This window comes from Exiguobacterium sp. Leaf196 (assembly GCF_001423965.1).
Taxonomy (GTDB): Bacteria; Bacillota; Bacilli; order Exiguobacteriales; family Exiguobacteriaceae; genus Exiguobacterium_A.
This window is the reverse complement of the sequence record NZ_LMPV01000008.1, coordinates 171,945-197,338: the sequence shown is the minus strand read 5'-3', so window position 1 is coordinate 197,338 and position 25,394 is coordinate 171,945. Positions and strand designations below refer to the sequence as shown.

24 protein-coding genes are annotated in these 25,394 nt (G+C 46.3%); 13 read left to right on the top strand and 11 right to left on the bottom strand.

What is annotated here, in order from left to right; genetic code table 11:
• Positions 1-26: 26 nt before the first annotated feature.
• Positions 27-314 carry a hypothetical protein gene (locus ASG02_RS11740; protein WP_023467290.1) on the bottom strand — a complete coding sequence of 96 codons (288 nt, stop codon included), beginning with the start codon at positions 312-314 and terminating at the stop codon, positions 27-29.
• 162 nt (positions 315-476) lie between these two features.
• Positions 477-1,406, bottom strand: a complete 930-nt coding sequence (locus tag ASG02_RS11735) for a DMT family transporter (RefSeq protein WP_056063639.1) — start codon at positions 1,404-1,406, stop codon at positions 477-479.
• Positions 1,407-1,594: 188 nt separating this feature from the next.
• Between ASG02_RS11735 and ASG02_RS11730 the strand changes: the two genes are divergently transcribed.
• Positions 1,595-3,541, top strand: coding sequence for a heavy metal translocating P-type ATPase (locus ASG02_RS11730; protein WP_369814212.1), 1,947 nt, complete (start codon positions 1,595-1,597; stop codon positions 3,539-3,541).
• A gap of 53 nt (positions 3,542-3,594) precedes the next feature.
• Here ASG02_RS11730 and ASG02_RS11725 read toward each other — a convergent pair whose 3' ends face one another.
• The 4 genes from ASG02_RS11725 to ASG02_RS11710 all read right to left on the bottom strand — a co-directional run bounded on the left by ASG02_RS11725 (position 3,595) and on the right by ASG02_RS11710 (position 7,027).
• On the bottom strand, positions 3,595-4,503 hold the full coding sequence (locus tag ASG02_RS11725; protein ID WP_035412690.1) for a YihY/virulence factor BrkB family protein: 909 nt from the start codon (positions 4,501-4,503) through the stop codon (positions 3,595-3,597).
• An 86-nt stretch (positions 4,504-4,589) separates the two neighbouring features.
• On the bottom strand, positions 4,590-5,018 hold the full coding sequence (locus ASG02_RS11720) for an NUDIX domain-containing protein (protein WP_056063633.1): 429 nt from the start codon (positions 5,016-5,018) through the stop codon (positions 4,590-4,592).
• A 25-nt stretch (positions 5,019-5,043) separates the two neighbouring features.
• Positions 5,044-5,955, bottom strand: a complete 912-nt coding sequence (locus ASG02_RS11715; RefSeq protein ID WP_035412684.1) for a PfkB family carbohydrate kinase — start codon at positions 5,953-5,955, stop codon at positions 5,044-5,046.
• A 178-nt stretch (positions 5,956-6,133) separates the two neighbouring features.
• Positions 6,134-7,027, bottom strand: a complete 894-nt coding sequence (locus ASG02_RS11710; protein WP_056063630.1) for a 1,4-dihydroxy-2-naphthoate polyprenyltransferase — start codon at positions 7,025-7,027, stop codon at positions 6,134-6,136.
• A 159-nt stretch (positions 7,028-7,186) separates the two neighbouring features.
• On the opposite strand from ASG02_RS11710, the gene ASG02_RS11705 reads away from it, so the two are divergent.
• The 6 genes from ASG02_RS11705 to menC all read left to right on the top strand — a co-directional run bounded on the left by ASG02_RS11705 (position 7,187) and on the right by menC (position 14,333).
• Entirely contained in the window at positions 7,187-8,572 is a 1,386-nt protein-coding gene (locus ASG02_RS11705; protein WP_035412678.1) for an isochorismate synthase MenF, read from the top strand.
• Entirely contained in the window at positions 8,562-10,205 is a 1,644-nt protein-coding gene (menD, locus tag ASG02_RS11700; RefSeq protein ID WP_056063627.1) for a 2-succinyl-5-enolpyruvyl-6-hydroxy-3-cyclohexene-1-carboxylic-acid synthase, read from the top strand. Before ASG02_RS11705 ends, menD begins: the two co-directional genes overlap by 11 nt.
• Positions 10,202-10,978, top strand: coding sequence for a 2-succinyl-6-hydroxy-2,4-cyclohexadiene-1-carboxylate synthase (menH, locus tag ASG02_RS11695; RefSeq protein WP_056063624.1), 777 nt, complete (start codon positions 10,202-10,204; stop codon positions 10,976-10,978). Before menD ends, menH begins: the two co-directional genes overlap by 4 nt.
• Before the next feature lie 18 nt (positions 10,979-10,996).
• Positions 10,997-11,821, top strand: a complete 825-nt coding sequence (gene menB, locus ASG02_RS11690; protein WP_023469886.1) for a 1,4-dihydroxy-2-naphthoyl-CoA synthase — start codon at positions 10,997-10,999, stop codon at positions 11,819-11,821.
• Between the two features lie 62 nt (positions 11,822-11,883).
• Complete coding sequence (gene menE / locus ASG02_RS11685; protein ID WP_369814211.1) at positions 11,884-13,266, top strand: o-succinylbenzoate--CoA ligase; 1,383 nt, start codon at positions 11,884-11,886, stop codon at positions 13,264-13,266.
• On the top strand, positions 13,263-14,333 hold the full coding sequence (gene menC, locus ASG02_RS11680) for an o-succinylbenzoate synthase (RefSeq protein WP_056063618.1): 1,071 nt from the start codon (positions 13,263-13,265) through the stop codon (positions 14,331-14,333). Before menE ends, menC begins: the two co-directional genes overlap by 4 nt.
• Positions 14,334-14,409: 76 nt before the next feature.
• On the opposite strand, the gene map is transcribed toward menC, so the two are convergent.
• The 5 genes from map to ASG02_RS11655 form a co-directional block, all read right to left on the bottom strand.
• Positions 14,410-15,171, bottom strand: coding sequence for a type I methionyl aminopeptidase (gene map, locus ASG02_RS11675; RefSeq protein WP_023467279.1), 762 nt, complete (start codon positions 15,169-15,171; stop codon positions 14,410-14,412).
• Between the two features lie 13 nt (positions 15,172-15,184).
• Positions 15,185-16,375: an EAL-associated domain-containing protein gene (locus tag ASG02_RS11670; protein ID WP_056063615.1), complete on the bottom strand. Its 1,191-nt coding sequence runs from the start codon at positions 16,373-16,375 to the stop codon at positions 15,185-15,187.
• Positions 16,376-16,447: 72 nt separating this feature from the next.
• Positions 16,448-16,714 carry a hypothetical protein gene (locus ASG02_RS11665; RefSeq protein ID WP_035412663.1) on the bottom strand — a complete coding sequence of 89 codons (267 nt, stop codon included), beginning with the start codon at positions 16,712-16,714 and terminating at the stop codon, positions 16,448-16,450.
• A gap of 106 nt (positions 16,715-16,820) precedes the next feature.
• On the bottom strand, positions 16,821-18,380 hold the full coding sequence (locus ASG02_RS11660) for a DEAD/DEAH box helicase (protein ID WP_035412660.1): 1,560 nt from the start codon (positions 18,378-18,380) through the stop codon (positions 16,821-16,823).
• A 332-nt stretch (positions 18,381-18,712) separates the two neighbouring features.
• The gene (locus ASG02_RS11655) at positions 18,713-19,567 is read right to left on the bottom strand and encodes a S1 RNA-binding domain-containing protein (protein ID WP_035412657.1); all 855 of its coding nucleotides are present in this window, start codon (positions 19,565-19,567) and stop codon (positions 18,713-18,715) included.
• A gap of 233 nt (positions 19,568-19,800) precedes the next feature.
• Here ASG02_RS11655 and ASG02_RS15725 point away from each other — a divergent pair, with 233 nt between their 5' ends.
• The 6 genes from ASG02_RS15725 to ASG02_RS11630 all read left to right on the top strand — a co-directional run bounded on the left by ASG02_RS15725 (position 19,801) and on the right by ASG02_RS11630 (position 25,388).
• Positions 19,801-19,968 carry a hypothetical protein gene (locus tag ASG02_RS15725; protein ID WP_023467274.1) on the top strand — a complete coding sequence of 56 codons (168 nt, stop codon included), beginning with the start codon at positions 19,801-19,803 and terminating at the stop codon, positions 19,966-19,968.
• A 125-nt stretch (positions 19,969-20,093) separates the two neighbouring features.
• Complete coding sequence (locus tag ASG02_RS11650; protein WP_035412654.1) at positions 20,094-20,399, top strand: hypothetical protein; 306 nt, start codon at positions 20,094-20,096, stop codon at positions 20,397-20,399.
• Between the two features lie 38 nt (positions 20,400-20,437).
• Positions 20,438-20,695: a hypothetical protein gene (locus ASG02_RS11645; protein ID WP_023467272.1), complete on the top strand. Its 258-nt coding sequence runs from the start codon at positions 20,438-20,440 to the stop codon at positions 20,693-20,695.
• A 78-nt stretch (positions 20,696-20,773) separates the two neighbouring features.
• The gene (locus ASG02_RS11640) at positions 20,774-21,472 is read left to right on the top strand and encodes a 1-acyl-sn-glycerol-3-phosphate acyltransferase (RefSeq protein WP_035412648.1); all 699 of its coding nucleotides are present in this window, start codon (positions 20,774-20,776) and stop codon (positions 21,470-21,472) included.
• A gap of 1 nt (position 21,473) precedes the next feature.
• A complete protein-coding gene (locus ASG02_RS11635; RefSeq protein ID WP_056063612.1) occupies positions 21,474-23,375 on the top strand; it encodes an ABC-F family ATP-binding cassette domain-containing protein in 1,902 nt (633 codons plus the stop codon).
• Between the two features lie 180 nt (positions 23,376-23,555).
• Entirely contained in the window at positions 23,556-25,388 is a 1,833-nt protein-coding gene (locus tag ASG02_RS11630; protein ID WP_235514034.1) for a GGDEF domain-containing protein, read from the top strand.
• Positions 25,389-25,394: the final 6 nt, after the last annotated feature.

Here is a 25,394-nt window from a genome sequence, read left to right as displayed (position 1 = left end):
CGCCATCAATGCGCAAGATCCGTTTTTTATTTTACGATTCCTTCTTGTCGAAAACTCCGCCAGAGCTTATCGTCGATTGCATACGGTTGCTCCTTTGCACGCTTCAGCTCTTCTGTCTCGAGCAACACGACGACCTCTCGACCGTTGATTGACCACACTGAATCGTAACCTCTCTCCGCCTCGATGATCTCCACATCGACATCTCCGTGGGTTTCCTTTAACTGCTGACTGACGCACGTCACGACGAACCGAGCAAACTCATCACGTGGACGACGAGTGGCAATGATCTTTCGAACGATCTCATTCCGTTCCATTCGTTTTCATCTCCTTCCGTTTTATAGTCGCACTAGCCTTTCAGACAAGGCCGAATCGGTCTTTTGATGACCGTACAGAAAAAAGCCGAACAGGTCGGCTTGAGCAACGAACGATTGGAGTTACATTAATTGAAACTATTTTTACACGATTCTGAATCTTCGTCAACCTCGCTTTTGAAACCACACTGGTAAGTATGTCGAGACTAAGATACCTCCGATGACGAAGAGTAAACCGAGCAACGCTTGAGGTGGAATCGTCTCACCCAGAATCAAAGCAGATAAACTGACACCATAGATTGGTACGAAGAACATAAACAACGATACTTTACTGACTGGATTATATTTCATCAGTAGATTCCAAAGCGTAAATCCAGTCGCGGATAAAAAAGCAAGATACACAAGCATCCAGGCACTCGTAGTCGAAAAAGTAAACGGTGCAACGTGACCATCGAGAACGACGCCCGCGATGAAGAGACCGATTGATCCAATGACCATCGCCCATCCTGTCATCGGTGCCACCGGATAACGTGCTGAGTATTCTTTCGCGATCAAGTTACCGAATGCTCCGGAAACCATTGCCGCAATCAATAATCCTTCTCCAAGACCGAATGAGACACCTTGCCCACCTTGCGGCCAGTTGGCCAAGATGACACCTGTAAACCCAAGGAATAAGGCAAGTCCTTTGAATCGATTCAATCGATCGTCCTCGTACCGGAAATGAGCCAGTAACATTTGGAAGAACGAAGTCGAGCCGGCAATGATTGATCCTTGCACACCGGTTGATAAAGAGAGACCAATATAGAAAAAGACATACTGCAAGAACGTCAAAAAGAAACCAAGACGGCTATAGGCATAGGTCCGATTCTTCAGTGTAATCGTTTGTTTAAAGACGAATACACTGACGACAAGTAGCAACACCCCTGCTAAAAAGAAGCGATAGCTCGCAAACAATAGTTGCTCCCCGTATTCAGAAGACGTGATCTGTAATAATTCATAACTTTTCTTAATGAAGGGAAACGCACTTCCCCACAAAAAGGTCGTCAATAATGCAAAGACGACGAGACCAATCCGATGGGTTAAAATTTTTTGCATCTTTCTGGTTCCTTTCCTGTTCCTTTTCACTGAAGCATGGTATAGTAATTCTACAGATAATAATAATTATAATCTAGAGACAATGAAACTCATTATCAATCAGTTAAACTCATTGATATATCACATTCTCATTCTCTTTCTATAATGATTTCATTTCTCATTTACATTTTGAAAGGAGTTTTAATATGATGACTTCCACTACTACCGATGTTCAACAGCGTTCCGTATTCCGTCATGCTTGGGATGAGCATCACGAATTGATTCTAGCATTGTTTAGCGGAATATTGATTTTAGTTGCTTATGGACTCGAAAAATTCAATACGGCGTCTGCCGTTTATGTCACGTTGTACTTATCAGCATATGTGATTGGAGGATATGCGAAAGCAAAGGAAGGCTTGACGGAGACGTATCAAGAAAAAACGTTGAACGTCGAATTGTTGATGATTTTAGCTGCCATCGGTGCCGCTGCCATCGGCTACTGGATGGAAGGTGCGATCCTTATCTTCATCTTCGCGTTATCCGGTGCTCTTGAAACCTATACGATGAATAAAAATGAACGGGCGTTACAAAGTTTAATGTCCTTACAGCCAGAGGAAGCAACGCGTCTGAATGCAAACGGACAACTTGAAGTCGTTGGAATCGAGCAACTAGTAATCGGTAACCTCGTCTATGTTCGTCCCGGGGAACGCATTCCGGTCGATGGTGTCATCGTTCGTGGTCAAGCAGCAATCGAAGAAGCATCGATTACAGGCGAATCGATTCCTGTTGAAAAACAAACGGGCGATACCATCTATAACTCGACCGTCAACATGAATGGCGTCTTGACGATTGAAATGACGAAAGCCGCTGATGAATCATTGTTCCAAAAAATCATTCATATGGTCCAAAACGCACAAAGTGAGCAGTCTCCCTCTGCTCAGTTCATCGAACGATTTGAAAGTCGTTATGTCAAAATCGTCCTCCTCGTCGTTGCCCTGATGATGGTCCTTCCTCATTACGTCGTCGGCTGGACATTCGAGACAAGCATTTATCGGGCGATGATTTTACTCGTTGTTGCTTCGCCTTGTGCGCTTGTCGCGTCGATTACCCCTGCTGCCTTGTCCGCAATCGCCGCATCTGCGAAAAATGGCGTTCTCTTCAAAGGTGGAGCACATATCGAGACACTCGGACAAGTCGACACGATCGTCTTCGATAAAACAGGGACTCTGACAACAGGTAAACCCGTCGTTACTGAAAGTCGGTACGCGGAAGGTATCGATATCCGAGCCGTCGAACAAGCGGTTGCTTCCATTGAAGCCCAGTCGAATCACCCGCTCGCACAAGCGATCGTTGATCACTTAAAAACCGATGTTCGCGAACCGTCAACGTTCAAAGATGTGACGGGATACGGGATTGAAGCAACTGTCGATGGCGTCACGTATCGCATTGGCAAGCGAGCATTCCACGAAGGTCTAGACGATCCATTCGTCACGATTGAACAGTCACTGAAAGAACAAGGGCATACAATCGTTTATGTCAGCAATGGATCACAAATCGTAGCACTTTATGCATTACGTGATACGATTCGTCCGGAAGCTAAAACAGCAATCGCTGCTTTAAACGATCTCGGCATCGCGACGATCATGTTGACAGGTGATAATCCGGTCACGGCAGCAGCCATCTCGCGTGAAGCGGGTTTAACGGACTTCGTCGCTGAATGCTTACCGGAAGATAAAGTGCGCTATATTAAGCAATACCAAACAGAAGGTCGGACCGTTGCGATGGTCGGTGATGGTATCAATGATGCTCCGGCGCTCGCACTGGCACATGTCGGGATTGCAATGGGTGAAGGAACGGATGCTGCGCTTGAGACTGCTGACGTTGTCTTGATGAAAAACGATTTAGGTCGTCTTGCCTACGCCGTGCATAAAGCCCGGAAGATGAACCGGATCGTCAAACAAAACATCACGCTTGCGATCGGTGTCATCCTTCTATTGATCGCATCCAACTTGTCACAGTTCCTAATCATGCCGTTCGCTGTCGTCGGACACGAAGGATCGACGATTCTTGTCATCCTGAATGGCTTACGTCTTCTTCAACAGGATGCTTTACCAATTCTCCCACAGCGTGTATCCGAAAAACGATTAGCCGCTTAATCATTAAAAAAAACGTCTGACTGCCGCATGGCAATCAGACGTTTTTCGTCTCTTCATCCGAACGTATTCGTCGGAATCGAATCGAGTTCTGCTTGTTCCTTCAAGCGCTTTTCTTCCATCTTCTTCGGATCCGCTTTTTTCATGAATCGTTCCCATGACGCGTTCAATTCAGAACCAAGTAAGATGATCAATCCTGTGAAATAAAGCCATAATAACAAGATAACGACACTACCGAGTGAACCGTACGTCTGATTGTAGTTTGAGAAGTTCGAGACGTAGAATCCAAATCCGACCGATAGTAATTGCCAGACGATGACACCAAAGACGGCTCCTGGGATCGCTTCCTTAAAGGTAATCGGGCGCTTTGGTGCGACGCGGTAAAAGATCGACAGTATACCAATCAATAGAATCGTTGAAACGACGTAACGCAAGACCGTTAATAAGATTTTTTGCCCCATATCGATCGGGAGAACGAAATTCGCAAGATACGTGATGATTGGACCACCAAGAACGTTCAAGACAATCAATAATAACATCCCGATTCCGAGAACAATCGTGAGTAGTAAAGCAATCCCGCGTGCTGCGACAAAACCACGTGGCGAGAAATCACCATAGGCATGGTTCGCTGTCGTGATCAAGCGATCGACACCTTTTGAAGCGGACCAGATGGCAAGAATCGCACCAATCGATAACAATCCCCCCTGCGGATCCTTGATGGCTTGAAAAATCGTATCCGTGAATGTATTGACGGCTCCACCCGGTGCTAAGTCCCGGATTTGCGACTCAAGTGTCTGACGATCAATATCAAAGAACGACAAGACGGAAATGACGAAAATGATACCTGGGAAAATGGATAAAAACCAGTAATAGGCGAGTGTTCCTGCATAATCCGTAATGTTGTGATCGGACATTCGCTGCTTTAAGTTCAAGGCAAGCCCTTTAGGATCGCGTGAATGCGCCATCGTCATCTCTCCTTCATGAAAAAGAGGCAGTCAAAGACCACCTCATTGTTTTAATATACTTTTCCCATTTTATTTCAACTAAAACCTCATTCGTTTTCAGAAAGAATCAATTTATAGAACGGTTCTGTCATTTCTGCCAATTGTTTGGCAAGAGACGGTGGACGAATCGGCAATGACGGCAACTCGGATCGTTTAATCCAGACTGGTGTATAACCAGACCCTTCCTCTTCGAATTCTTCACCCATACCTGTTCCAAAGCGACCGCCAATTGCTTTCGCCCAAAAATAAGGGTTATCGAATCCGTTAAAACGGACGATGGCAGCAATGCCATTCAACTCCACGTCGACACCAAGTTCTTCATGTGCTTCACGAATCGCTGTCTCTTCTAGTGATTCTCCATCATCTTTTCCACCGCCTGGAAAGACATAATACGTTTCGTTCGGTTTTTCCCGTCGAATCAACGCAATTTCATCCTGTTCATTTCGTAAAATGATCGCACTTCGTTGAATCGGCATGACGCCACCCCTTTTCAAAATTAATTCATTGAATGGCATCCAGCATTTCTGGAACCAATCCGTTTTCTGTCGAAGCGATGACTTCTGCCGCGATTTTCATGCCAAGCTTCAATGCCTCTTCTGCTGGTTTTTCTTTTGTCAATTCAGATAAGACAGCAGAGAAGAAGGAATCGCCTGCTCCCGTTGAGTCGACGACTTTTACTTTTTTCGTTCCAACATGACCTGACGTCGCCGTACGACGATCGACGTAGACCGCCCCTAGTTCACTCATCGTCACGACCGTGAATGGAGCACCTTTTTTCGCTAGCTCATTTGCTACATGAATCGCATCTTCTACCGTCACGATTGACAGATCAGACAAAATTTCTGCTTCTTCGCGACTGCAAATGAATCCAGTGAATCCTTGTAACAGATGACGATTCCGTTCAATGACGCTCAAGTGACCACAAACACCAAACAATGGCAACTCCATTTTGCGACATAGATGAATCAAACGTTCCAAGACTGTAACAGACAAATCAAGATCGATGGCAACGGCATCGACTCCATCGAGCGCATAGATTGATTGACGTAAAATCGCCTCTTCGAGCAACTTCGCATCCGGTTGTTTCGAGATTGAGGTTTGCAAGTCACCTTCGTTATCCATGACCGCTAGCCACATACCCATTCCATGATCTTCTAACATTTCGACATGATCCACATTCGCACCGTAAGATTTCAGCTCATCGAGCACTCCCACGCCAATCTGATCATTCGTAACCGTCGAGATAAAGCGAACTTCATTCCCGAGGACGGCTAAGTTTTGTGCTACGTTGCGTCCTGTTCCTCCATTCGAAAACGTGATGTCTCCTACGTTTTTCGCATCCTTGTGCAAAGGAGCGAACGAAGTTCCTTTTATGTCGACGAATACTTTTCCGATTACCGCGATTTTATTCATTCCAGTTCCACCTCTAACCATATTTCCTGATTCCCGATCCTTGAATTGATCTTTCAGGCACATTGCTTCAATTATAGTAAAATTTTAAATCAGTGACAACCGAAGCACTTTTTTTCTAACTGTTCGCTATCTTCTCATAAAAAAACAGCAAGCGAATCGCCTGCTGCTTTGTTTGAATTTAGATGTTCGCAATCACGAGACTGATTGCGAGTAATAATCCGAAAATCGTATTTACTTTGCCAGTCTGCGCCATACCAGGCATCAGTTGTTCTGGTGGCAAGTCCTCCCAGAAGAGACGGACCGTTTTAATCATGAGCGGAATACTTAACAACGCAAGTAAGGCAAACCAAGAGACTTCGAATGCCAGTACAGCAATGATGAGTGACAGGACAGCTGCCGCAAAAAATCCGATCAAAACGTACACGGCACGGCGATGCCCTACAAGACAGGCAATCGTTTTTCGTCCGTTGACCTTGTCATTATCCAAGTCCCGAATGTTATTTGCAAGCAGGATTGAACCGATCAAGATGGCAACAGGTATCGAAATCGCAATGGCTTCCGTTGGTACATAACCAATTTGCAAGTAGGCGGAGATCGCAATGATGATATATCCCATGAAAAAGCCAGCAACCACTTCCCCAAACGGTGTATACGCGATCGGTAGTGGTCCTCCGGTGTAAATATATCCGACGAACATCGAAATGAGTCCTACGACAAGCAACCACCACGAAGTCTCGATGCATAGATACACACCGAGTAGCGCGGAAATGCCATACAACGTAAGTGCAAATGCAAGAATCGTACCTGGCTTGAATCCATCACGTACGATTGATCCACCGATTCCGACCGATTCCTCTGTATCTAAACCACGTTTGTAATCGTAGTATTCATTGAACAGATTCGTTGCGATTTGAATCAACATCGATGCGATTAACATCGCTACGAACAAATCCAAGCGTATCGATTCCACACGTGGTGCGACAACTGCCGTACCGACGACGACCGGAACAAAACTTGCTGTCAGTGTATGCGGCCGTGTCATTCGCCAATAGACAGCGATTGATTTATTCATATAATAACCCCTTTCCTGTCTAAGTGTAGCGGGTTTCGTTTTTTGATGTCAATGTTCAATCCAAGATAGCTTATTCCTTCTTTTTTGTCCGCAAAAAGTTTACACTTAGAATAAGTGAAACATATCACAGTATCTACAGACTAGGGGGCAATGAGCGGTATGGCTTACGCTCAACAAGAGCTAAAACAGTGTATCGAACAGGCCGTCAGTCAGGCGAATGCCTCACAACGACCTATACTTGCTTCGTATTCATGGGAAATCGAAGCAACTGACATGCGTTCTCTCGAACAGGGTATCGAGGAACGATTTTATTTCGCGACACCTGATCGCTCGATGCGGGCCATTGGGTTTGGTATCGTACAACAACTTCAGGCTTCAGGAACGGATCGTTTTTTACGAATTCAATCGCAATGGACAAATGTGAATCGCGACCATGTAGGTCATGATTTGTTTGCGTTCAGCGGATTCTCTTTCACTGAACTTAACCAACCGGATTATCGCTGGTCTTCCTTTGGAGACGCTTCGATGACGATTCCGAAGTTTTTATTCTTAGAGCAAGATGGTAAGACACGCGTGACGATCTTTGCCCGTGTTGAACCGATGGATCAAGTCGATTCAATCTTAAATCAGCTCGCACTTGATTTCGCCAAAGTTAATCAACCGCAAACACCGACTTCGACAGGCGTCACGCGTTTACGTCTATCTCGGGATGGAAATGAAGCCTTTGAAGCCTCGTTTCAACAAGCGATGCATTACTTGGAGACAACACTTGAAAAAATCGTTTTGGCGCGGGAAGTCGTCTACGAACTGGACCGCCCACTTGATGTAGCCGCCGTCGTTGCTGAACTCGAAGATACGCAGCCCGGTAGCTATGTCTTCTGCTTCCAGCCGAATCCGGAAGAGGCCTTTATCGGAGCCACACCGGAACGACTCGTCCAAAAACGTGGACGTCGCCTTGAGACAGCAGCCGTCGCCGGTTCTGCACCGCGCCACGCGACGGATGAGATGGATGAGGCACTCGGTCAATCGTTATTACAAGATCAAAAGAACCGAATGGAGCACGGGATTGTCGCTGATTCGATCGAACGGACGTTATCTGCTTTTTCAGAGCAACTGGATTGTCCGGATACCCCGATTCTCTTAAAAAATCGTCATATCCAACATCTCTATACACCGATCACAGCGCGTTTAAAAGCAGATGTCACGTTATTCCAACTGATTGAGAAACTTCATCCGACACCTGCACTTGGTGGCGAGCCAAAGCAATTAGCGGTCGATGCGATCCAAGAGATTGAAACGTTCGAACGGGGTTGGTACGGTTCACCCGTCGGTTGGATGAACGGACAGGATGATGGGGAATTCATTGTTGCCATTCGCTCTGGATTATTTACGGAACGGGCTGTCATTCTTTATGCCGGTTGCGGTCTTGTTGAAGGTTCTCATTTCGACAGCGAGCTAGCAGAGACGGAAACTAAACTATCACCGATGTTACAAGCTCTTTCACACATTGGTTCGATTGAAAAGGATGATATTTATGTTGACTAAGTGGATGCACACGTTAATTGATACGCTCGTTGCGTCTGGTGTCCGGGACTTCGTCATCAGTCCCGGTTCCCGCTCGACACCACTTGCTATTGCAGCTTTTCTGCATCCGTCTAGCCGTACCCACGTCCTTGTTGACGAACGGTCGGCTAGTTTTTTTGCTTTAGGTTTAACACGGACGGAAGAGCGTGTTCGTCCCGTTGCGCTAATTTGTACAAGCGGTACCGCTGCGACGAACTATTATTCAGCAGTAACCGAAGCTAATATTTTTGAACTTCCATTGATCGTTTTGACTGCCGATCGACCTCATGAATTACGTAATGTCGGGGCACCTCAAGCCATCGATCAGGTCGGACTATACGGCAAGCAGGTTCGTCATGCATTTGATCTTCCCTTAGCGGAAGAAGCGAGTCTTCCTTACGTCGCTCATGTCGCACAACGTGCAACCCTGCTCTCCCTGACGGAACCGGCGGGACCAGTTCAAATCAACGTTCCATTACGTGAACCACTCGTGCCTGAACTCGATCTTTTACGAACAGGTCGTTCTGTCGGCGTTTTACCTGAACCGACATCGGGAGTAAATAACGCCTTAGCGATCGTGCTTCAGAAAGAGCGCCTTCTTTTTGTACTTGGACCACAACTTGCTGCCGCGGACAGTCAGATTGTCATCTCGTATGCAAAACAAGCAGGGATTCCGGTCTTAGCAGATCCACTCAGTCAAGGGCGGCAATCGCATGATGATCACGTCTTTGCCTACTACGATACATGGCTAAAACATCCGTCCACCGCTCAGCACGTCCGACCGGATCGAATCATTCGTTTCGGCGCCATGCCGACGTCAAAACCTTATCTGCTTTGGTCTCGGGATATTCCGACGACAGTCGTTGGTCATCCAGGGAATTGGCGCGATCCCCAACTCCATTCGGATTTCGTGATTGGTCACGCGCGACAACTCGAACATCATGAGCCCGTTCCGCATGACCCTACGTACCTCAATCTGTTACAACAGGCAGAGCGACGCGTCACCGATGCCTTTACGACGATCGATCAAGAGGAGATGACGGAGTATAACGTCGTCCGCGCGTTAACGACGTTACAAGAAGGAAGCCTATTCGTTTCGAACAGTATGCCAATCCGAGATATTGATACGTTCTTGCCTACAGGAACACCCCTTCGTCTACTCGCGAACCGTGGAGCAAATGGGATTGACGGCATCCTCTCGAGTGCTCTCGGGGCAACGTTTGATGCCAAACACCGCTATTTACTCGTTGGTGACCTGGCATTCATTCATGATATCAACGGGCTGATGACAGCGCGCACGCTTCCGTTAACGATCATTCTCGTCAACAATGCGGGTGGCGGCATCTTTAGCTTCTTACCGCAACAGCAACTCGAGCAAGCGGTGTTCGAGCCACTATTCGGTACACCGCAGCATCTCGACTTCGCCTCCCTCGCCTCCGGCTACGGTGTGACCTATCAGGCGATTGATTCGATTGCTGCGTTACGTCAAGCACTTGCGGAAGAGACGAATGTCACTCGGATACTTGAAGTCAAGACAACACGAATCGAAAACGTACAGATGCATCGTTCGATTTGGGACGTGACGAATCAAGCGTTAGCCGAGGTATTCCGATGATTTTACGCGGTCATCCCTATCATGTGAAAATCGAGGGAGCTGGTCCACCGCTCTTATTACTCCACGGTTTTACAGGCTCCCTCTCGACGTGGGACATGCTAAGTGAGCATTTATCGACTCACTTCACCGTCTACCGCCTCGATTTGATGGGACATGGAGAAACGATACCAGCGTCTAATCAACGAATGCGTTTGACACAACAAGTCAAGGATCTTGAGGTGCTGCTCGCTACACGATCCGAGCCATGGATTGTCCTCGGTTATTCGATGGGCGGACGAATCGCCTTAATGTTGAGCGTCGTCTCTGAGCAAATCGCTCGAACAATCGCTGTTAGTACAACACCAGGTATCAAGACGGCAGTGGAGCGAAAAGTACGTCGTGCATCCGATCGTATGTTAGCGGAGCGACTCGAAAAGGATGGACTCGAAGCTTTCATTGATCATTGGGAGACACTTGGATTATTTAAACCTCAAGCGCTTCTCAAAGAACAACAACGCACGCGACTGCGTCAGGAGCGTATGTCTCAAACGGTTGAAGGTCTGAGTGCTTCGCTTCGAGCACAAGGTACAGGAAGCATGCCCTCTCTTTGGTCATGCCTTCCGAAAGAGATTGATTGGATCGTCGGGGAAGAGGATGAAAAATTCCGCACCATCGCCTTACGAGCGGCATCACCTGAAAAAATTCACGTGATTTTGCATGCTTCGCATGCCCCACATATCGACCAACCGCAAAAGTTTGTTACAATGGTAAAGAATCTACTTATTCATCACTAACATATTGGGGGAATTCAAATGAAATACGCTCCGGAATGGGTATCAGCCCGTAGCTATGAAGACATCAAATATGAACAATGGAACGGGATCGCAAAAATCACGATCAACCGTCCAGAAGTTCGCAATGCGTTCCGACCACACACGGTCCATGAACTCATCGACGCATTTTCACGTGCACGTGACGATCAAAACGTCGGCGTCATCATCTTAACAGGTGAAGGCGATCTCGCATTCTGCTCTGGTGGAGACCAAAAGGTACGCGGACATGGTGGATATGTCGGCGACGATGAAATCCCACGTTTAAACGTCCTTGATCTTCAACGTTTGATTCGTGTCATCCCGAAACCAGTCATCGCTATGGTCGCAGGTTATGCGATTGGTGGCGGACACGTCCTTCACCTCGTGTGTGACTTGACGATCGCTGCAGACAACGCCCGCTTCGGACAAACAGGTCCAAAAGTCGGTTCATTCGATGCTGGATATGGCTCTGGTTACCTCGCACGCGTCGTTGGACACAAGAAAGCGCGTGAAATCTGGTACCTCTGCCGTCAATATGACGCACAGCAAGCACTTGATATGGGACTCGTCAACACGGTCGTTCCACTCGCGGATCTCGAGCAAGAAACGATTCAATGGTGTGCTGAAATTCTTCAACATTCACCAACGGCTCTTCGTTTCCTCAAAGCGGCATTCAACGCCGATTCAGATGGTCTCGCAGGGATTCAGCAACTCGCAGGAGATGCAACATTACTGTACTACACGACTGACGAAGCAAAAGAAGGACGCGATGCGTTCAAAGAAAAACGCAATCCTGACTTCGGACAGTTTCCGCGTTTCCCATAATGAAAAAAAGGTTCAATCGTCTTATGACATTGAACCTTTTTCGTATATTCATCAAAAAGGAAGTGACTATTTTGTATCCTTGGATCTATACACGGGCAAAAGAGCAACCGGATGACATCGCGCTCATTACGGAAACGGAGCGTTGGACGTGGTCTGAACTATATGCACGCGCGCATCGTTTGGCGAGTACGTGGGCGACGATCGTGACACGCGGAGACCGGATTGCTCTTTACGGTCCATCCAGTGCACAGTATATCGTCGCTCTTCACGCTGCTCAATTGCTTGAATTAACCGTCGTCCCGATCAACACTCGACTAACTCAAACGGAAGTGCTGCGCCAATTCAAACAGGCAGATGTGCGGCTCGTCGTAACAGACCGGATACTCGATACAGCGATTCCGTGTCGAGCTTTTTCTTATGAAAAAGAAGTGCCCGATCTGTTAATACGCCATATGCCTAAACAATACGTCCAATCAATGCTCTTTACGAGTGGTACGACCGGACATCCGAAAGCTGTGGAACAAACGATGTTGAATCATTTCTCGAGTGCGACGAATGCCGCTCGTCATATCGGATCACTGCCAGAGGATCGTTTTTTGATTGTCACACCACTGTTTCATATGAGTGGGTTAGCCGTCGTCTATCGAGCGGTCATCTATGGAGTACCGATCATTCTCGAGCCACATTTTTCACCAGAACGCGCCTTACACTGGATTACGACGGAAAAAATTACACATGTCTCACTCGTCTCAGTCATGCTTGATCGGTTGCTCGACGCCGGACTACGTCGTCACGCGCTTCGCGTCGTACTGACAGGGGGTGGTCCTGTTCCATTACCGATTCTGACGCGTGCACTCGACCGCAATATTCCCGTCATGCAGACATATGGGATGACGGAAACAGCTTCTCAAATCGCGACTCTTCTGCCTGAGGATGCCTTACGAAAAATCGGATCAGCTGGACAAGCCATTTATCCGACGCAAATCCGCATCACGCGCCACCAAGAAATCGAAGTCAAAGGACCGACAATCATGAAAGGCTATTTTCATGATGAAGAGAAAACGGCAGACGCCTTTACAGCAGACGGTTTTTTCAAGACTGGTGACTTAGGACGTTTGGACGCCGATGGATACCTATATGTCCTCGATCGTCGAAGTGATCTCATCATCTCAGGTGGGGAAAATATTTACCCGGCTGAGGTCGAATCAGCACTTCTCTCGATCGATGGGATTCAAGAAGCAGGTGTCGTCGGACGATTTGATGCTAAATGGGGACAAGTTCCGGTTGCCTTCATCGTTAGTTCACTCGATGAAGCCATCATCCGAACGGAAATCAGTCAATTGCTCGCCAAATATAAATGTCCGGTTGATTACATCTATCATAGCGTTTTGCCACGCAATGCGAACGGTAAACTATTGCGGAAACAACTGAAGGAGTCATTATGAGCATCACCCTCCGGTCTGCCGAATTGTTCGATGTACCGCTCGTCTTTCGTCGTCCGATGCAAACAGCACTCTCGACGTTAACGATACGCAGGACGACGATTTTGCGCCTGACCGATTCGGAAGGACGAATGGGTTACGGGGAAGGAGTCGCGTTTGATACACCGTGGTATACGTCCGAAACACAACATTCTTTGCAAGGAATCGCTTCACTGCTGTACCAGTTACTTGACCAACCGCTCCATCATCCAGCAGATGTCACGTACCGCTTCCGCATCGTGCAAGGCAATCCGATGGCAAAAGCGATGTTTGAAGGAGCGATTTATGAATTATTCGCAGCAGCTGCCGGACAATCGCTCGCTACGTATCTCGGAGGTGATGAATCATCCCTCGTACCTTGCGGGAAAGCACTCGGACGGGCTTCTGCAGCGCAGACCGTCGAAGCCGTCGGACAAGCGATCGCCTCCGGATATGGACGGATCAAGCTGAAGCTCGCTCCGACGGATACCGTCGTTCTTGAGCAAGTACGTGCCGCTTTCCCTGATGCGCCCTTGATGTTTGACGCTAACGGCAGCTTCACAGAAGCAGACTTTCCTTTATTACAGCATTGGGATTCATTCGGTCTCGTTATGATGGAACAACCTCTCGTAGCGTCGGATTGGTCCGGACATCAACGTCTCGCTAAACTCTTGCAGACACCGATTTGTCTAGATGAATCCATCGTCGCTCCAGCGGATGCCGATTTGATGAAGACGCTTCACGCTGGTCAGATTCTGAATATCAAGCCGGCACGTGTCGGTGGGCTGACGAACGCTTTGTCCCTTCGAACAAAAGCGCCCTACTGGCTCGGAGGGATGTTTGAGAGCGGCATCGGACGTCGTCAGACCCTTGCTTTCGCGACACTTCCAGGGCTCGCTTATCCGATCGATATGGCAAGTACTGCGGATTATTTTGAAGAAGATTTGCTCGAGACCCCGTATCATGTCGAACACGGACACATTCGCTATTTTGCTCCAGCCGTATCCGAGTCCCAATTAAACAAATTGGCAACCTCCCGGATCTCTTTGTAACAAGAACACCACGACAAAAAAGAGGCAATGGATTGACTTCCATTGCCTCTTTTTGTGTTTTATTATGCGAACTTTTTTAGAACGATTCTTTGCCTTCGACTTTCGTCAAAATCTCATACCCGTCCTTTAAGACGACGACAGTGTGCTCAAACTGTGAGACAAGGCTCCGATTTGGTGTGTATAACGTCCAGCCATCCCGCTCATCTTCGATACAGAACTCGTCTCCTGTTGAAATGAACGTCTCGACAGCAATGACTTGCCCTTCCTTCAGCAGATCGTTTTCTTCACGATTGAAGTAGTTCGAGATGGATTCCGGCTCACCATGAAGTGTCTTCCCGAGACCATGCCCCGCTAAGTTACGGATGACGGTGAAACCACTCTTACGCGTTTCAGCATAGATCGCTTTTCCGATCTGATTGACCTTCGTTCCGGCTTTGACCTTCTCGAGTCCTTTTTCAAGCGCCGTCAATGATACTTCAACGAGTCGGACATCTTCCGGACGTTTTGCTTCTCCTGCGATGACTGTTTTCCCCGTATCCGAATAGTAGCCATTCTTCACAGCTGAGACATCGACATTAACAATATCGCCTTCTTGAATGACATATTTACCGGGAATACCGTGTGCTGCGATATCGTTGACACTGATACATGTCGCTCCCGGAAAATCATACATGACGATCGGGGCAGATTCTGCTCCCTGCTCCTTCAGAATACGTGCTCCGATGTCATCAAGTTCCTTTGTCGTGATTCCTGGTTTGACGGCATCCGCCATCTCGTCGCGCGCCATCGCGACGATGCGTCCAATTTCTCGTAATGCTTCATAATCATAATCTAACACTTTCATTTCCTCCTCATTCACTCAATCGTTCTTGATATAGATAATCTGCGGAGATATCCGCAAATAAGAACATGCCATTGCTGAGCGGCATACTAAACGTCCGCGTTTGTTCACTCGAGCTGAAGTCGACGTACCGTTCCGACAGATATCCGCTATGCCGTCTCTCCATTGCTACCGTCGTCCGGATAAAGTAAGGACGAAAACTCCAGTTGTATCCCTTGTAGAAGGAATACAGTTTCCACTCGCCACTCTTTTTACTGACATTCGAAGACTGTTGGAAGCCATTCGCGTCCGTGATGTAAAACCGGATGAATTCCGGCTCCATCTTCCGGGCGAGCATTAGCAGCCATTGATCGAGATCTTGCTCCGACTTCAAGGACTGACAATACTCATTAAATCGGACTGTCCAGTCTTGCTCCAGTTGGAACAGGCGATTCATCTGTTCCCGATCATATTTATAGAACATCGGGACTTCATGGATCAAGACCTCCATTCCAGGACAAGTCATGACCCATTCCGGCGCAGCCTCTCCTAAAAGATTCCCCATGTAATAGCGTCCACCATGCTGCCACGCATATCGAAGTTGACCAAGATGACTGATGTTTTTATACAAAAGTGGCGCTCCAAGCTGATCACAAAGGTGCTCCATCGTCTGTAAGAGATGCGGATACGATGCTGAGACGGTCTTTTTCTCAATCATTGAAGATAGATCGACGATTAACATATCCGGCGACATCGAAAAGACGCGTTCGAGACTCGTTGCTTCCGCGCGATCCAGCGCTACCTTCAGTCCAGAATTCTGATAGTAAGCGACGATCCGGCCCAGACGATCAAAATCATCGACTTGAACATCCGTCAAAGTAACATACATCCGTTCTTTTGGAAACGACGAGTCGACCGTACGTAAAACATGCAAGAAATCTTCCCCACCGTTCTCAAACAACCAAGCCGGACGACAACGGATCAGGATGAACGCTTGTGTATCGGAGGGTACTTTTTGGAATGCTTGACGGACGACATGTCCCATGACTTCGAGCTGATACTCGATCGGAACATCATCTTCCTGAAAAAATGGTTTTAACGGTTCTCCACGAAAATGGGACTGGATTTCATACCCTTCCACCTTAAAAGGGGCAGCGCCTACGATCGGTTGAAACCACGCCTCTATCTCTTCGGGATGAACGATGACATCTAATGCGTCCATTCTATTCCCCCCTTGTACTCTTGTTCTATCTTAACAAAAAAGGAGCCTCTCTGTAACGAGAGAGCCCCTGTTTTACGATAACGTCGTATCTTTCCGCATAGCGATATACAAATACACACCGAATGTCGCCGTCAAGTAGATGATACTCAGGACACCGTATTGAATCCCAACAGCTCCGCCCTTACCAATGGCCAGCACAAGAAAGATGATGCCACCAAATAATAAGGTCGCTAACGGAATATAACGAAAATGTCCTTTTGTCGTCCGCTCACAAATCTTTTTCGTCGCGACGATCAGTGCAACGAGACAGACGGATGCTGCTACATAAATGGTATACACGAATGATTCAGCCCTCTCCCTATCGTTCATGGCTCATTTTATCATGACCGCTTAGATAAATCATAAAAAAGAACCGACTTGTCTGTGACAAATCGGTTCGAATCGTTTACTTTTCAAAACGTGGTTTGCGTCCACCACGGTTACGATCGCTTTCGCTACGGTTGCTACGTCCAGCATAACCGCCTTCACGACGATCTGATGAAGAAGATGAACGACCACCTTCACGACGATCGCCACCACGCGGGTTGTTTCCACGGTATCCGCCACTGCGGTTGCCGCTTCCACTTCCACCTTTGTTTCCGTAAGGACGACGGTTTCCACCACCGTTGCTACCGAAACGTTTCACGCGGATTGGTTCGATTGAAGAGATTTGGACTGGTGTTGCATCCGGCTCTTTCGTCAATCCTTTAAGTGCTGCTGAAAGAAGTTCCACTGCTTCGTACTCTTCTAAGAGTTCTTGTGCAAGTGTCGTATATTCTTTTGAGTCTTTTGCTTCAACACGTTTAATGAGTTCTTGTGCAGCAAGCTTCAAGTTGCCTTCTAAGATTTCATCAAGCGTTGGTGCATGACGACGTGACATTTTTTTGTTCGTGACACGTTCGATTGTTTTAATTTGACCGAATTCACGTGGTGTAACAAATGTGACAGCCGATCCTGTTTTACCAGCACGACCTGTACGACCGATCCGGTGAACGTAGCTTTCTGGATCTTGTGGGACGTCGAAGTTGTAGACGTGTGTGACACCAGAGATGTCAAGACCACGTGCTGCAACGTCTGTCGCTACGAGGATATCGATCGTTCCTTTTTTGAAACGACGGATGACTTGGTCACGTTTCGCTTGTGTTAAGTCACCATGTAAACCGTCAGCTGTGTATCCGCGTTGGATCAAGCCTTCTGTCATCTCGTCAACACGTTTTTTCGTACGACCGAAGATGATTGAAAGTTCTGGAGAATCCGTGTCGATCAAACGGCAAAGAACGTCGAATTTTTGGCTTTCTTTCAATTCGATGAATGACTGGTCGATGTTTTCAACTGTCATTTCTTTTGCTTTGACTTTGATGTGCGTCGGAGTCGTCATGAAACGATCTGCGATTTTACGAATTTGTGGTGGCATCGTTGCTGAGAACAAGAGTGTTTGACGTGTTTCAGGAAGTGCACCGAGGATTTTCTCGATATCTTCGACGAATCCCATGTTCAACATCTCATCTGCCTCGTCAAGGATGACCGTTTGAACGTGATCGAGGTTCAACGTCTTACGGTTCATGTGGTCCATCAAACGTCCTGGTGTCGCAACGACGATTTGTGGATTTTTGCGAAGTGCACGGATTTGACGATCGATTTGCTGACCGCCGTAAACAGGAAGTGCATGAACGCGTTTTACTTCACCGATCCGGTTCAATTCTTCAGCTACTTGGATTGCAAGCTCACGTGTCGGAGCAAGGATCAACGCTTGGATGTTGCGTGATTTTGCGTCAAGACGCTCGATTGTTGGGATACCGAATGCTGCAGTTTTACCAGTACCTGTTTGTGCTTGACCAATTAAGTCAACGCCGCTGAGTCCGACTGGAATTGTTTCTGCTTGGATTGGTGTTGCTTCTTCAAAGCCCATTTTTAGGACACCTTTGATAAGTGCCTCACTAAGATTTAATTCACGAAATGTTGTCAATGCTAAATACTCTCCTTTGTCATATGAAAAGCGTCTGCCACTAAACAGACGCTACCGTAACGAATACAATCGACTACCTATTATAACAGAATCTATCCCATAAAGATAGAGTGGTTTCTCTCATAATAATGTTTAGGGAAGTCACCATCATAATCGTTGCCATAAGGGCGAGGGAAAGGCGAAGTGCCCGGACCGTGCGATGAACGTCATCGCGTGCCCCCACTAGTGATGGGGTATATTCAGTAAATGGTCGCCGGTAATCAAACCAGCCGCAACCACCAAAATGATGAATTCCTTACTATCTATTCGAAACGCAGGCTTACTCGGTTTGATTATTGCGTCAACCGAATACCCGTTTCATTTTTTTCTATTTTTTTATCTTTCAACAGGCGACCGAGCGCTCGTTTGAATGCTGCCTTACTGAGACCGAATACTTCATCGATCTTCTCGGGAGCTGTCTTATCACCATACGGCATCTGACCATCATGTTCAAGTAGATGGTTCAGAATCAACTCCGCGTCTGTATCAATGGCTTCAAAGGCACGTGGTCGTGCTGAAAGTAATACTGTACCATCTGGTTTTACATTTGTCACTCGTAATTTCAAGACTTCTCCAAGACGCGGCCAACGTTCCATCTCGCGTTCATGCAAGAATCCGATTGACTGATCGTTGACCCAGACATTGACGCCTGGTTCGCGTTGTGAGAAGACGAGACCTTCGACGTCCATGTTGTTCCATTCTTCTGGAGCTGGCTTCGCTCGTAAGTTGAAGTAAGCATATGGTGCAGGGTCTCCGAGTAAACGAAGCTTTTGATCATGTTTTAGACGAATGAAAAGTTGATCGCCTTCTTCCGGCCAGAACATCCGACGTTGCGGCAAATCGTCAAGTGAGACAAGAACATCTTTTTGAATCCCGATATTCGCGAACACTCCTGTGTTATAGCGTGTCCCATTGATCGTCGTCTTGACGTAGTCTTCAAATGAAGCTTCTGGAATCGTCATCGATGATGCCAAACGTCCTTCATTATCTTGATACAAGAAGACTTCTACTTCATCATCAAGAGCTACTTTTTGTGTCTGTTCATTGTTATGCAACAACACATCTTCATTTCCATCTGTCAAAAACACTCCGAACTCTGCTTCACGTTCTACTTTTAATGTGACAACCTGTCCTGCGCGTAATCCCATTTCGGGTCATCTCCTCTCTCTATTTGAATTGGTTCAAGTTCATTCTTACCATCCTGCTGTTCTTTCCCTACCATACTATACTCTTTTTCTGTTCACCTCTGAAATCGACCCCACGATGACAGTTGTGACATATTTGTGAACGAAACACATTTGCGTGATTTTTTTGAAAAAAAGATATATGATTAAATAACAGGAAAAAGAAGGTTTAGTTTAGGTAAATATGGGGGATAAAAATGTTTCATAATATTCAATCGCGTTCGTTCGCTCGACGCTTCACGAAAACATTGGTTTTTGCATTTTTTGCTTTCCTTGCTACGATTGGAATCGTTTTTGCAGAAGGATCAAACAGTACAGATATGACTCCGAAGACACCAGCGCTTCAGCAAATCGATCGCCCTTAAAATCTACACCTTCCGTGTGGATTTTTTTATTTTTTCCGGACATTTACAGGACGATAAAGGAAAATCAAGTTCAACCTCGAATTAGATGAACACACCTATATTTTAATTTTGAGGAGGAAACGGACGTGCTCTTCTACTTATTCACGACGATTGCGGGTCTCATCACTACATACTTAAGTTTTGTTACCGGTTATTATACAAGTTCGATTGGTGTTTTCGTCTTTACGTTAGCGATTTGCCTATCGTTATCATCGATTCGACAGTTACTCCGTACGTCCTATCTGACTTACATTGAATACATTCAATACCGTCGCGTCAAAAAACAGTACGAACGCATGAAAAAACGAGAACAGTCTTATCAAATTGCCTATCCTAATCGAGATTCGAGTACACCACTTGCATTCTCTGGGACAGACCAGCATGATAAATAAAGAACACGATTTCATCACCTAGGAGGAACAGATTCATTATGAACGAAATCCCTTTATCAAACGGTTGGACACTCCGCTACTCACCTGTCATCGATTTATGGTTGAAGGAAGATGGCGTACTGCTCGTAGATCACGAAGATAAGGTCCGCTTGACTCTCATCTTGGATGAAGAGACGATGGAAATCAAACAGATCGACAACACGAACGCTACGTTCTCCGTTGATCCGACGACACGTCGCCTCACTTTCGAACTTGGAGAAAGCGAAGAGGAATCTGAGCCTCGTTACTGGGAATAATCATGGAGACCGGGTGCGACACCTGGTCTTTTTTTGTACAATAACATCAGCAATGAAAAAAGGAGTTGTCACTTTACCATGATCCGTACTGTCATTTGGTTCATTTATTTTGGACTTGTCTTACCCTGTACCTTACCGTTTTTACCAACCGCAAAACGTCGAACGCATCTCGCGCGCTATGCATTCGTTCAGCGTGTAGCGAGCGCCTGGGCGAACTCTCTCCTCCGACTCGCTGGCGTTCGTGTCCATGTGACGGGGCATGAACATATCCCGGCAAATGAACCTGTCGTGTTCATCTCGAATCACCAAGGAAACTTCGATGTTCCGATTCTACTTGGAAAAATTGATAAACCAAAAGCATTCATCTCAAAAATCGAAGTGAATAAAATTCCAATCGTTAATGTCTGGATGAATCTGATGGGGTGTGTCATGATTGACCGAAAAGACCGACGCCAATCACTAAAAGCGATCCGCTCTGGTGTCGACACGATCAAGGACGGACAATCAATGATCATCTTCCCAGAAGGAACACGTTCAAAAGGCGGACCGATGGCGGAATTCAAAGCAGGAAGTTTTACCCTTGCGACATCAAGTGGCGCACGCGTCGTACCAGTCGCGATTTCAGGTAGTTATCGTGTCATGGAGGAAACGGGTAAGATCCGTCCGGCTACAGTCGAAGTCACGATTTTGCCGTCGATTGACCCGAGCACGATGACACAGAAAGAACTCGTCCAGACGGTCGAACATCAAATCAAACAGATTGTAGAAGGTGTCTAATATGTTAATGAAAGTAGAAAATCTCAAAAAAGAATTTGCCGATAAAATTGTCTTTGAAGATGTCACGTTTTCTGTCTCTCCTGGTGACCGGATCGGTATCATTGGCGTCAACGGTACCGGTAAATCGACCCTCCTGCACATTCTAGCAGGCAAAGAAACAGCAGATGCTGGTACGATCCATCATCCAAATGATTATCGGATCCGTTTGCTATCGCAAACGACCGATTATCCGGAAGATCGGACTGTCATGGAAGTACTCCTTTCGGGTGACACACCAACGATCAACGCGTTGCGCCACTACGAAACGGCACGACTAGCGCTCGAACAGGATTCGACAAGTGAGACGTTACTCAACCGCTTCATCACAGCGCAAACCGAGGTTGATGCCGCGCAAGCGTGGGACACGGAATCGCGTTTAAAAATGATCTTAAACAAACTCGGCATCCTCGACTTGAACGCGTTGATCGGCTCTCTTTCCGGAGGACAACGTAAGCGCGTCGGACTCGCTGAAGCCTTACTCGATGAAGCCGATCTCCTCCTGCTTGATGAGCCGACGAACGAACTTGATGCCGAGACGATCAGCTGGCTTGAGACTCAAATCAAGGAATACCGTGGTGCGATTCTACTAATCACTCATGATCGCTATTTCTTGAATCGTGTCACGAATCATATGATGGAGATCGCAAATGGAACAGCTTATTTCTATGTCGGAAACTATGAATCGTTTCTTGAAAAACGTGCCGAACGTCGTGAACGGACGGCTTCTATGGAGGAAAAACGTCAAAACATCCTCCGTCGCGAACTCGCTTGGTTGCGTCGCGGAGCAAAAGCACGGACGACGAAACAAAAAGCCCGGATCCAGCGCGTGGATGCTTTACAAGACCTTTCGTATGAGGAAGAAGAAGCGACACTTGAAGTACAGGTCGGTTCGACCCGCCTCGGCAAGAAAGTCATTGAAGCATATGACGTCTCGCACCGATTTGGTGAACGGACACTTTTTGAATCGTTTGACGCTCTGATCGGACGCAAAGAGCGGTATGGCATCGTTGGTCGAAACGGTAGTGGAAAATCGACACTTCTTTCAATCCTCGCGAAACGCTTAGAGCCAACAACGGGTGAGATCATTCACGGCGAAACGGTGAAGATTGGTTTTTACGGTCAATTCGCCGAATTTACGCATCCCGAACGCCGCGTCATCGATGAGGTCGAACGGATCGCAAAAGTCATTACGACACTCGCCGGTGAGGAGATCACAGCAAGTCAGATGCTCGAACAATTTCTCTTTAAACCGGAAGCACAATATAAACAAATCGGCAAGCTTTCTGGTGGCGAAAAGCGACGTCTGAAATTGTTAACGATTTTGATGGAAGAACCGAACGTCCTCTTCCTTGATGAGCCGACGAACGACTTGGATACCGAGACCTTATCCGTACTAGAAGATTATTTAGAATCATTCCCAGGTACTGTCATCACAGTCAGTCATGATCGCTACTTCCTCGACCGGGTCGTCGATCGCCTGATTGCATTTGAAGATGGAAACATCATTTTTTATTACGGACAATATACAGACTATCTTGAGCAAATGGCAGCACCCGTTCCCTCAATCGTCGTTGAAAAAACGGCAGAGGTTGCTACAGCACCAAAAACAGAGACGCCAAAGAAACTAAGTTATCAGGAACAACAAGATTGGGCTATCATTGAGCAACAAATTGAAGAGAGTGAAGTTGAACTAGAGCAATTAGAGGCTGATCTCGCTTCAGCAGGAAGTGATCTCGGAAAGGTCAATGAATTGTATCAAGCCATCGAAAAGACCAAAGCGACGCTTGACGAGCGAATGGAATATTGGACATATCTTTCTGAAAAAATCGAGGCATTTGAAAACCATCGCCAATCTCATCAATAAATCCGATAAGCGGAGTTCTTCACTTAGAAGAGTTCCGCTTTTTTTATGAAATAGAAAACATCTCTTACTTTTATTTTTAATTATGAAAATAAATGTGAATTCATATTAGATATCGGGTAATGTTATAGCATATTTCGTTTTGGAGGAAGGCTTGCGAAAGGAGGAGTTCTAGTGAAACGGATGGTTCAAAACATCTACCCTATCGTCGCATTCTACTTAGTCATTACTTACATACTGCTCTGGCTATTGCCACAAGACCTTTCGTTACAACTCTCGGCACTTATTAGTTTAAGCGGTTCTTTCATGATTTTCTTATTTAGTCGATCGACGGCTTTCAAACAACCTTCCCTTCCGTACAAGTGGTTATCCATCGCTTTCTTCTCTTATTTTTTAGGCGATTTCCTGAATATGATTGGACGTTTCTTTCAATGGAACGATGTCAATTTGAACGTCTTGCTGGATTTACCTTATACGATTCATTTGACAATGATGGTCCTTTTCTTTTTCCGACAATTAGATTTGACATTATTCAAAAAACAAAAGTTATTGATTCTTGATTCCTTGACTTTATTCGCTGTTTCAATGATTGCTGGATATATCGCTATTTTCCGCTTTGTTCCCTCTTATACGCGAACGACACTCGAGCAAATCAGTTGGACATTTTATGCCTTTTTGACAATTTTGTTGACGCTTTTCTTTTTTTTACTCTATGCGTCTGGGTTAAGACGGAACGTATCACGATCAGGATTTATCTTTCTTGTCCTCGGAACATTCATTCTCGGCATGACAAACTTCGTGTTTTATACCTTGTTATTAAACGGTGAACCGCAAATATCGGGTCTATTGCTTCCGCTATATCCACTTAGCGGTCTGTTCCTCATCGCCTTTCTGAACACACGTACACTTCCCATGAGTCGTGAGGAGCAAGCAAATCTCATTCGAGTCGAGACACTTACGCGTTCACTGTTGGTTTACATCTTATTATCTGCGCTGATTCTTTATATTACGTTTTATCCTGTCTCTCGAACCTTCTTCTTGTTGTCTATTGGTATTACGTTTTTATTATTTTTAACACGGCAGCTTTTTTCATACCGGGAAAATCTTCGGTTGTTACAGGAAACAACGGCATTACAAACGAATCTAGAAGACATCGTTCATCAAAAAACAGAGTTGCTACAGTTGCGTGAAAAAGAACTGACGTCACTTTTTTTGTCTTATCCAGAAATCGTTTTTGAAATCGATGACATGTATCAAATTCGATCCGTCAATCCAGCCGCTGCAGAAGCAGGATGGAATGATTTACCGCTCGGACCGAGTCAACGCCGTCAACTTGATCGGCTCATCCCGTTGCTTCAACAAAAGCAGTCGACCTATCCTGCTCACCTCCTACATGTACCTGCTACGGAGGAACATCCAGAAACCTTTTTGAATACGACAATCATCGATATCCCACATCAGCAACGCTATTTCGTCGTCTTAGCGGATGTCACAGAAGACTATCAACAGGAAGTATGGCTAGAACGTATGGGATACCATGACTCACTCACTCGTTTACCAAACCGGCGTTACTTCGAGGAGCAACTCTATCTAACTCTGCCAACGCTAGATTATGGCTCCTTATTATTCATAGATTTGGACGGATTCAAACAAATCAATGACACCTATGGACATGATGTCGGTGATTTACTGCTACAAGAAACAGCAACGCGTCTTCAATCAATGACGACGCCAACTGATCTCGTCGCACGCCTTGGTGGAGATGAATTCTTGATCTTCATTCAGGCATCTGCCTCGGAAACTCGACAGTTTGCCGAACACGTTCTCGAAATCCTAAATTATCCATTCTATATCAACACGTATATGCTTCATATCACACCATCTATCGGAATTTCCTTATACCCTGAAGACGGTAAGAGTTCAGAACAGTTATTGATTCGGGCAGACGAAGCCATGTACCAGATCAAGAAGAACGAGAAAAATAACTATATGTTCGCTGTCCACATCAAACGTTAGGAGGGA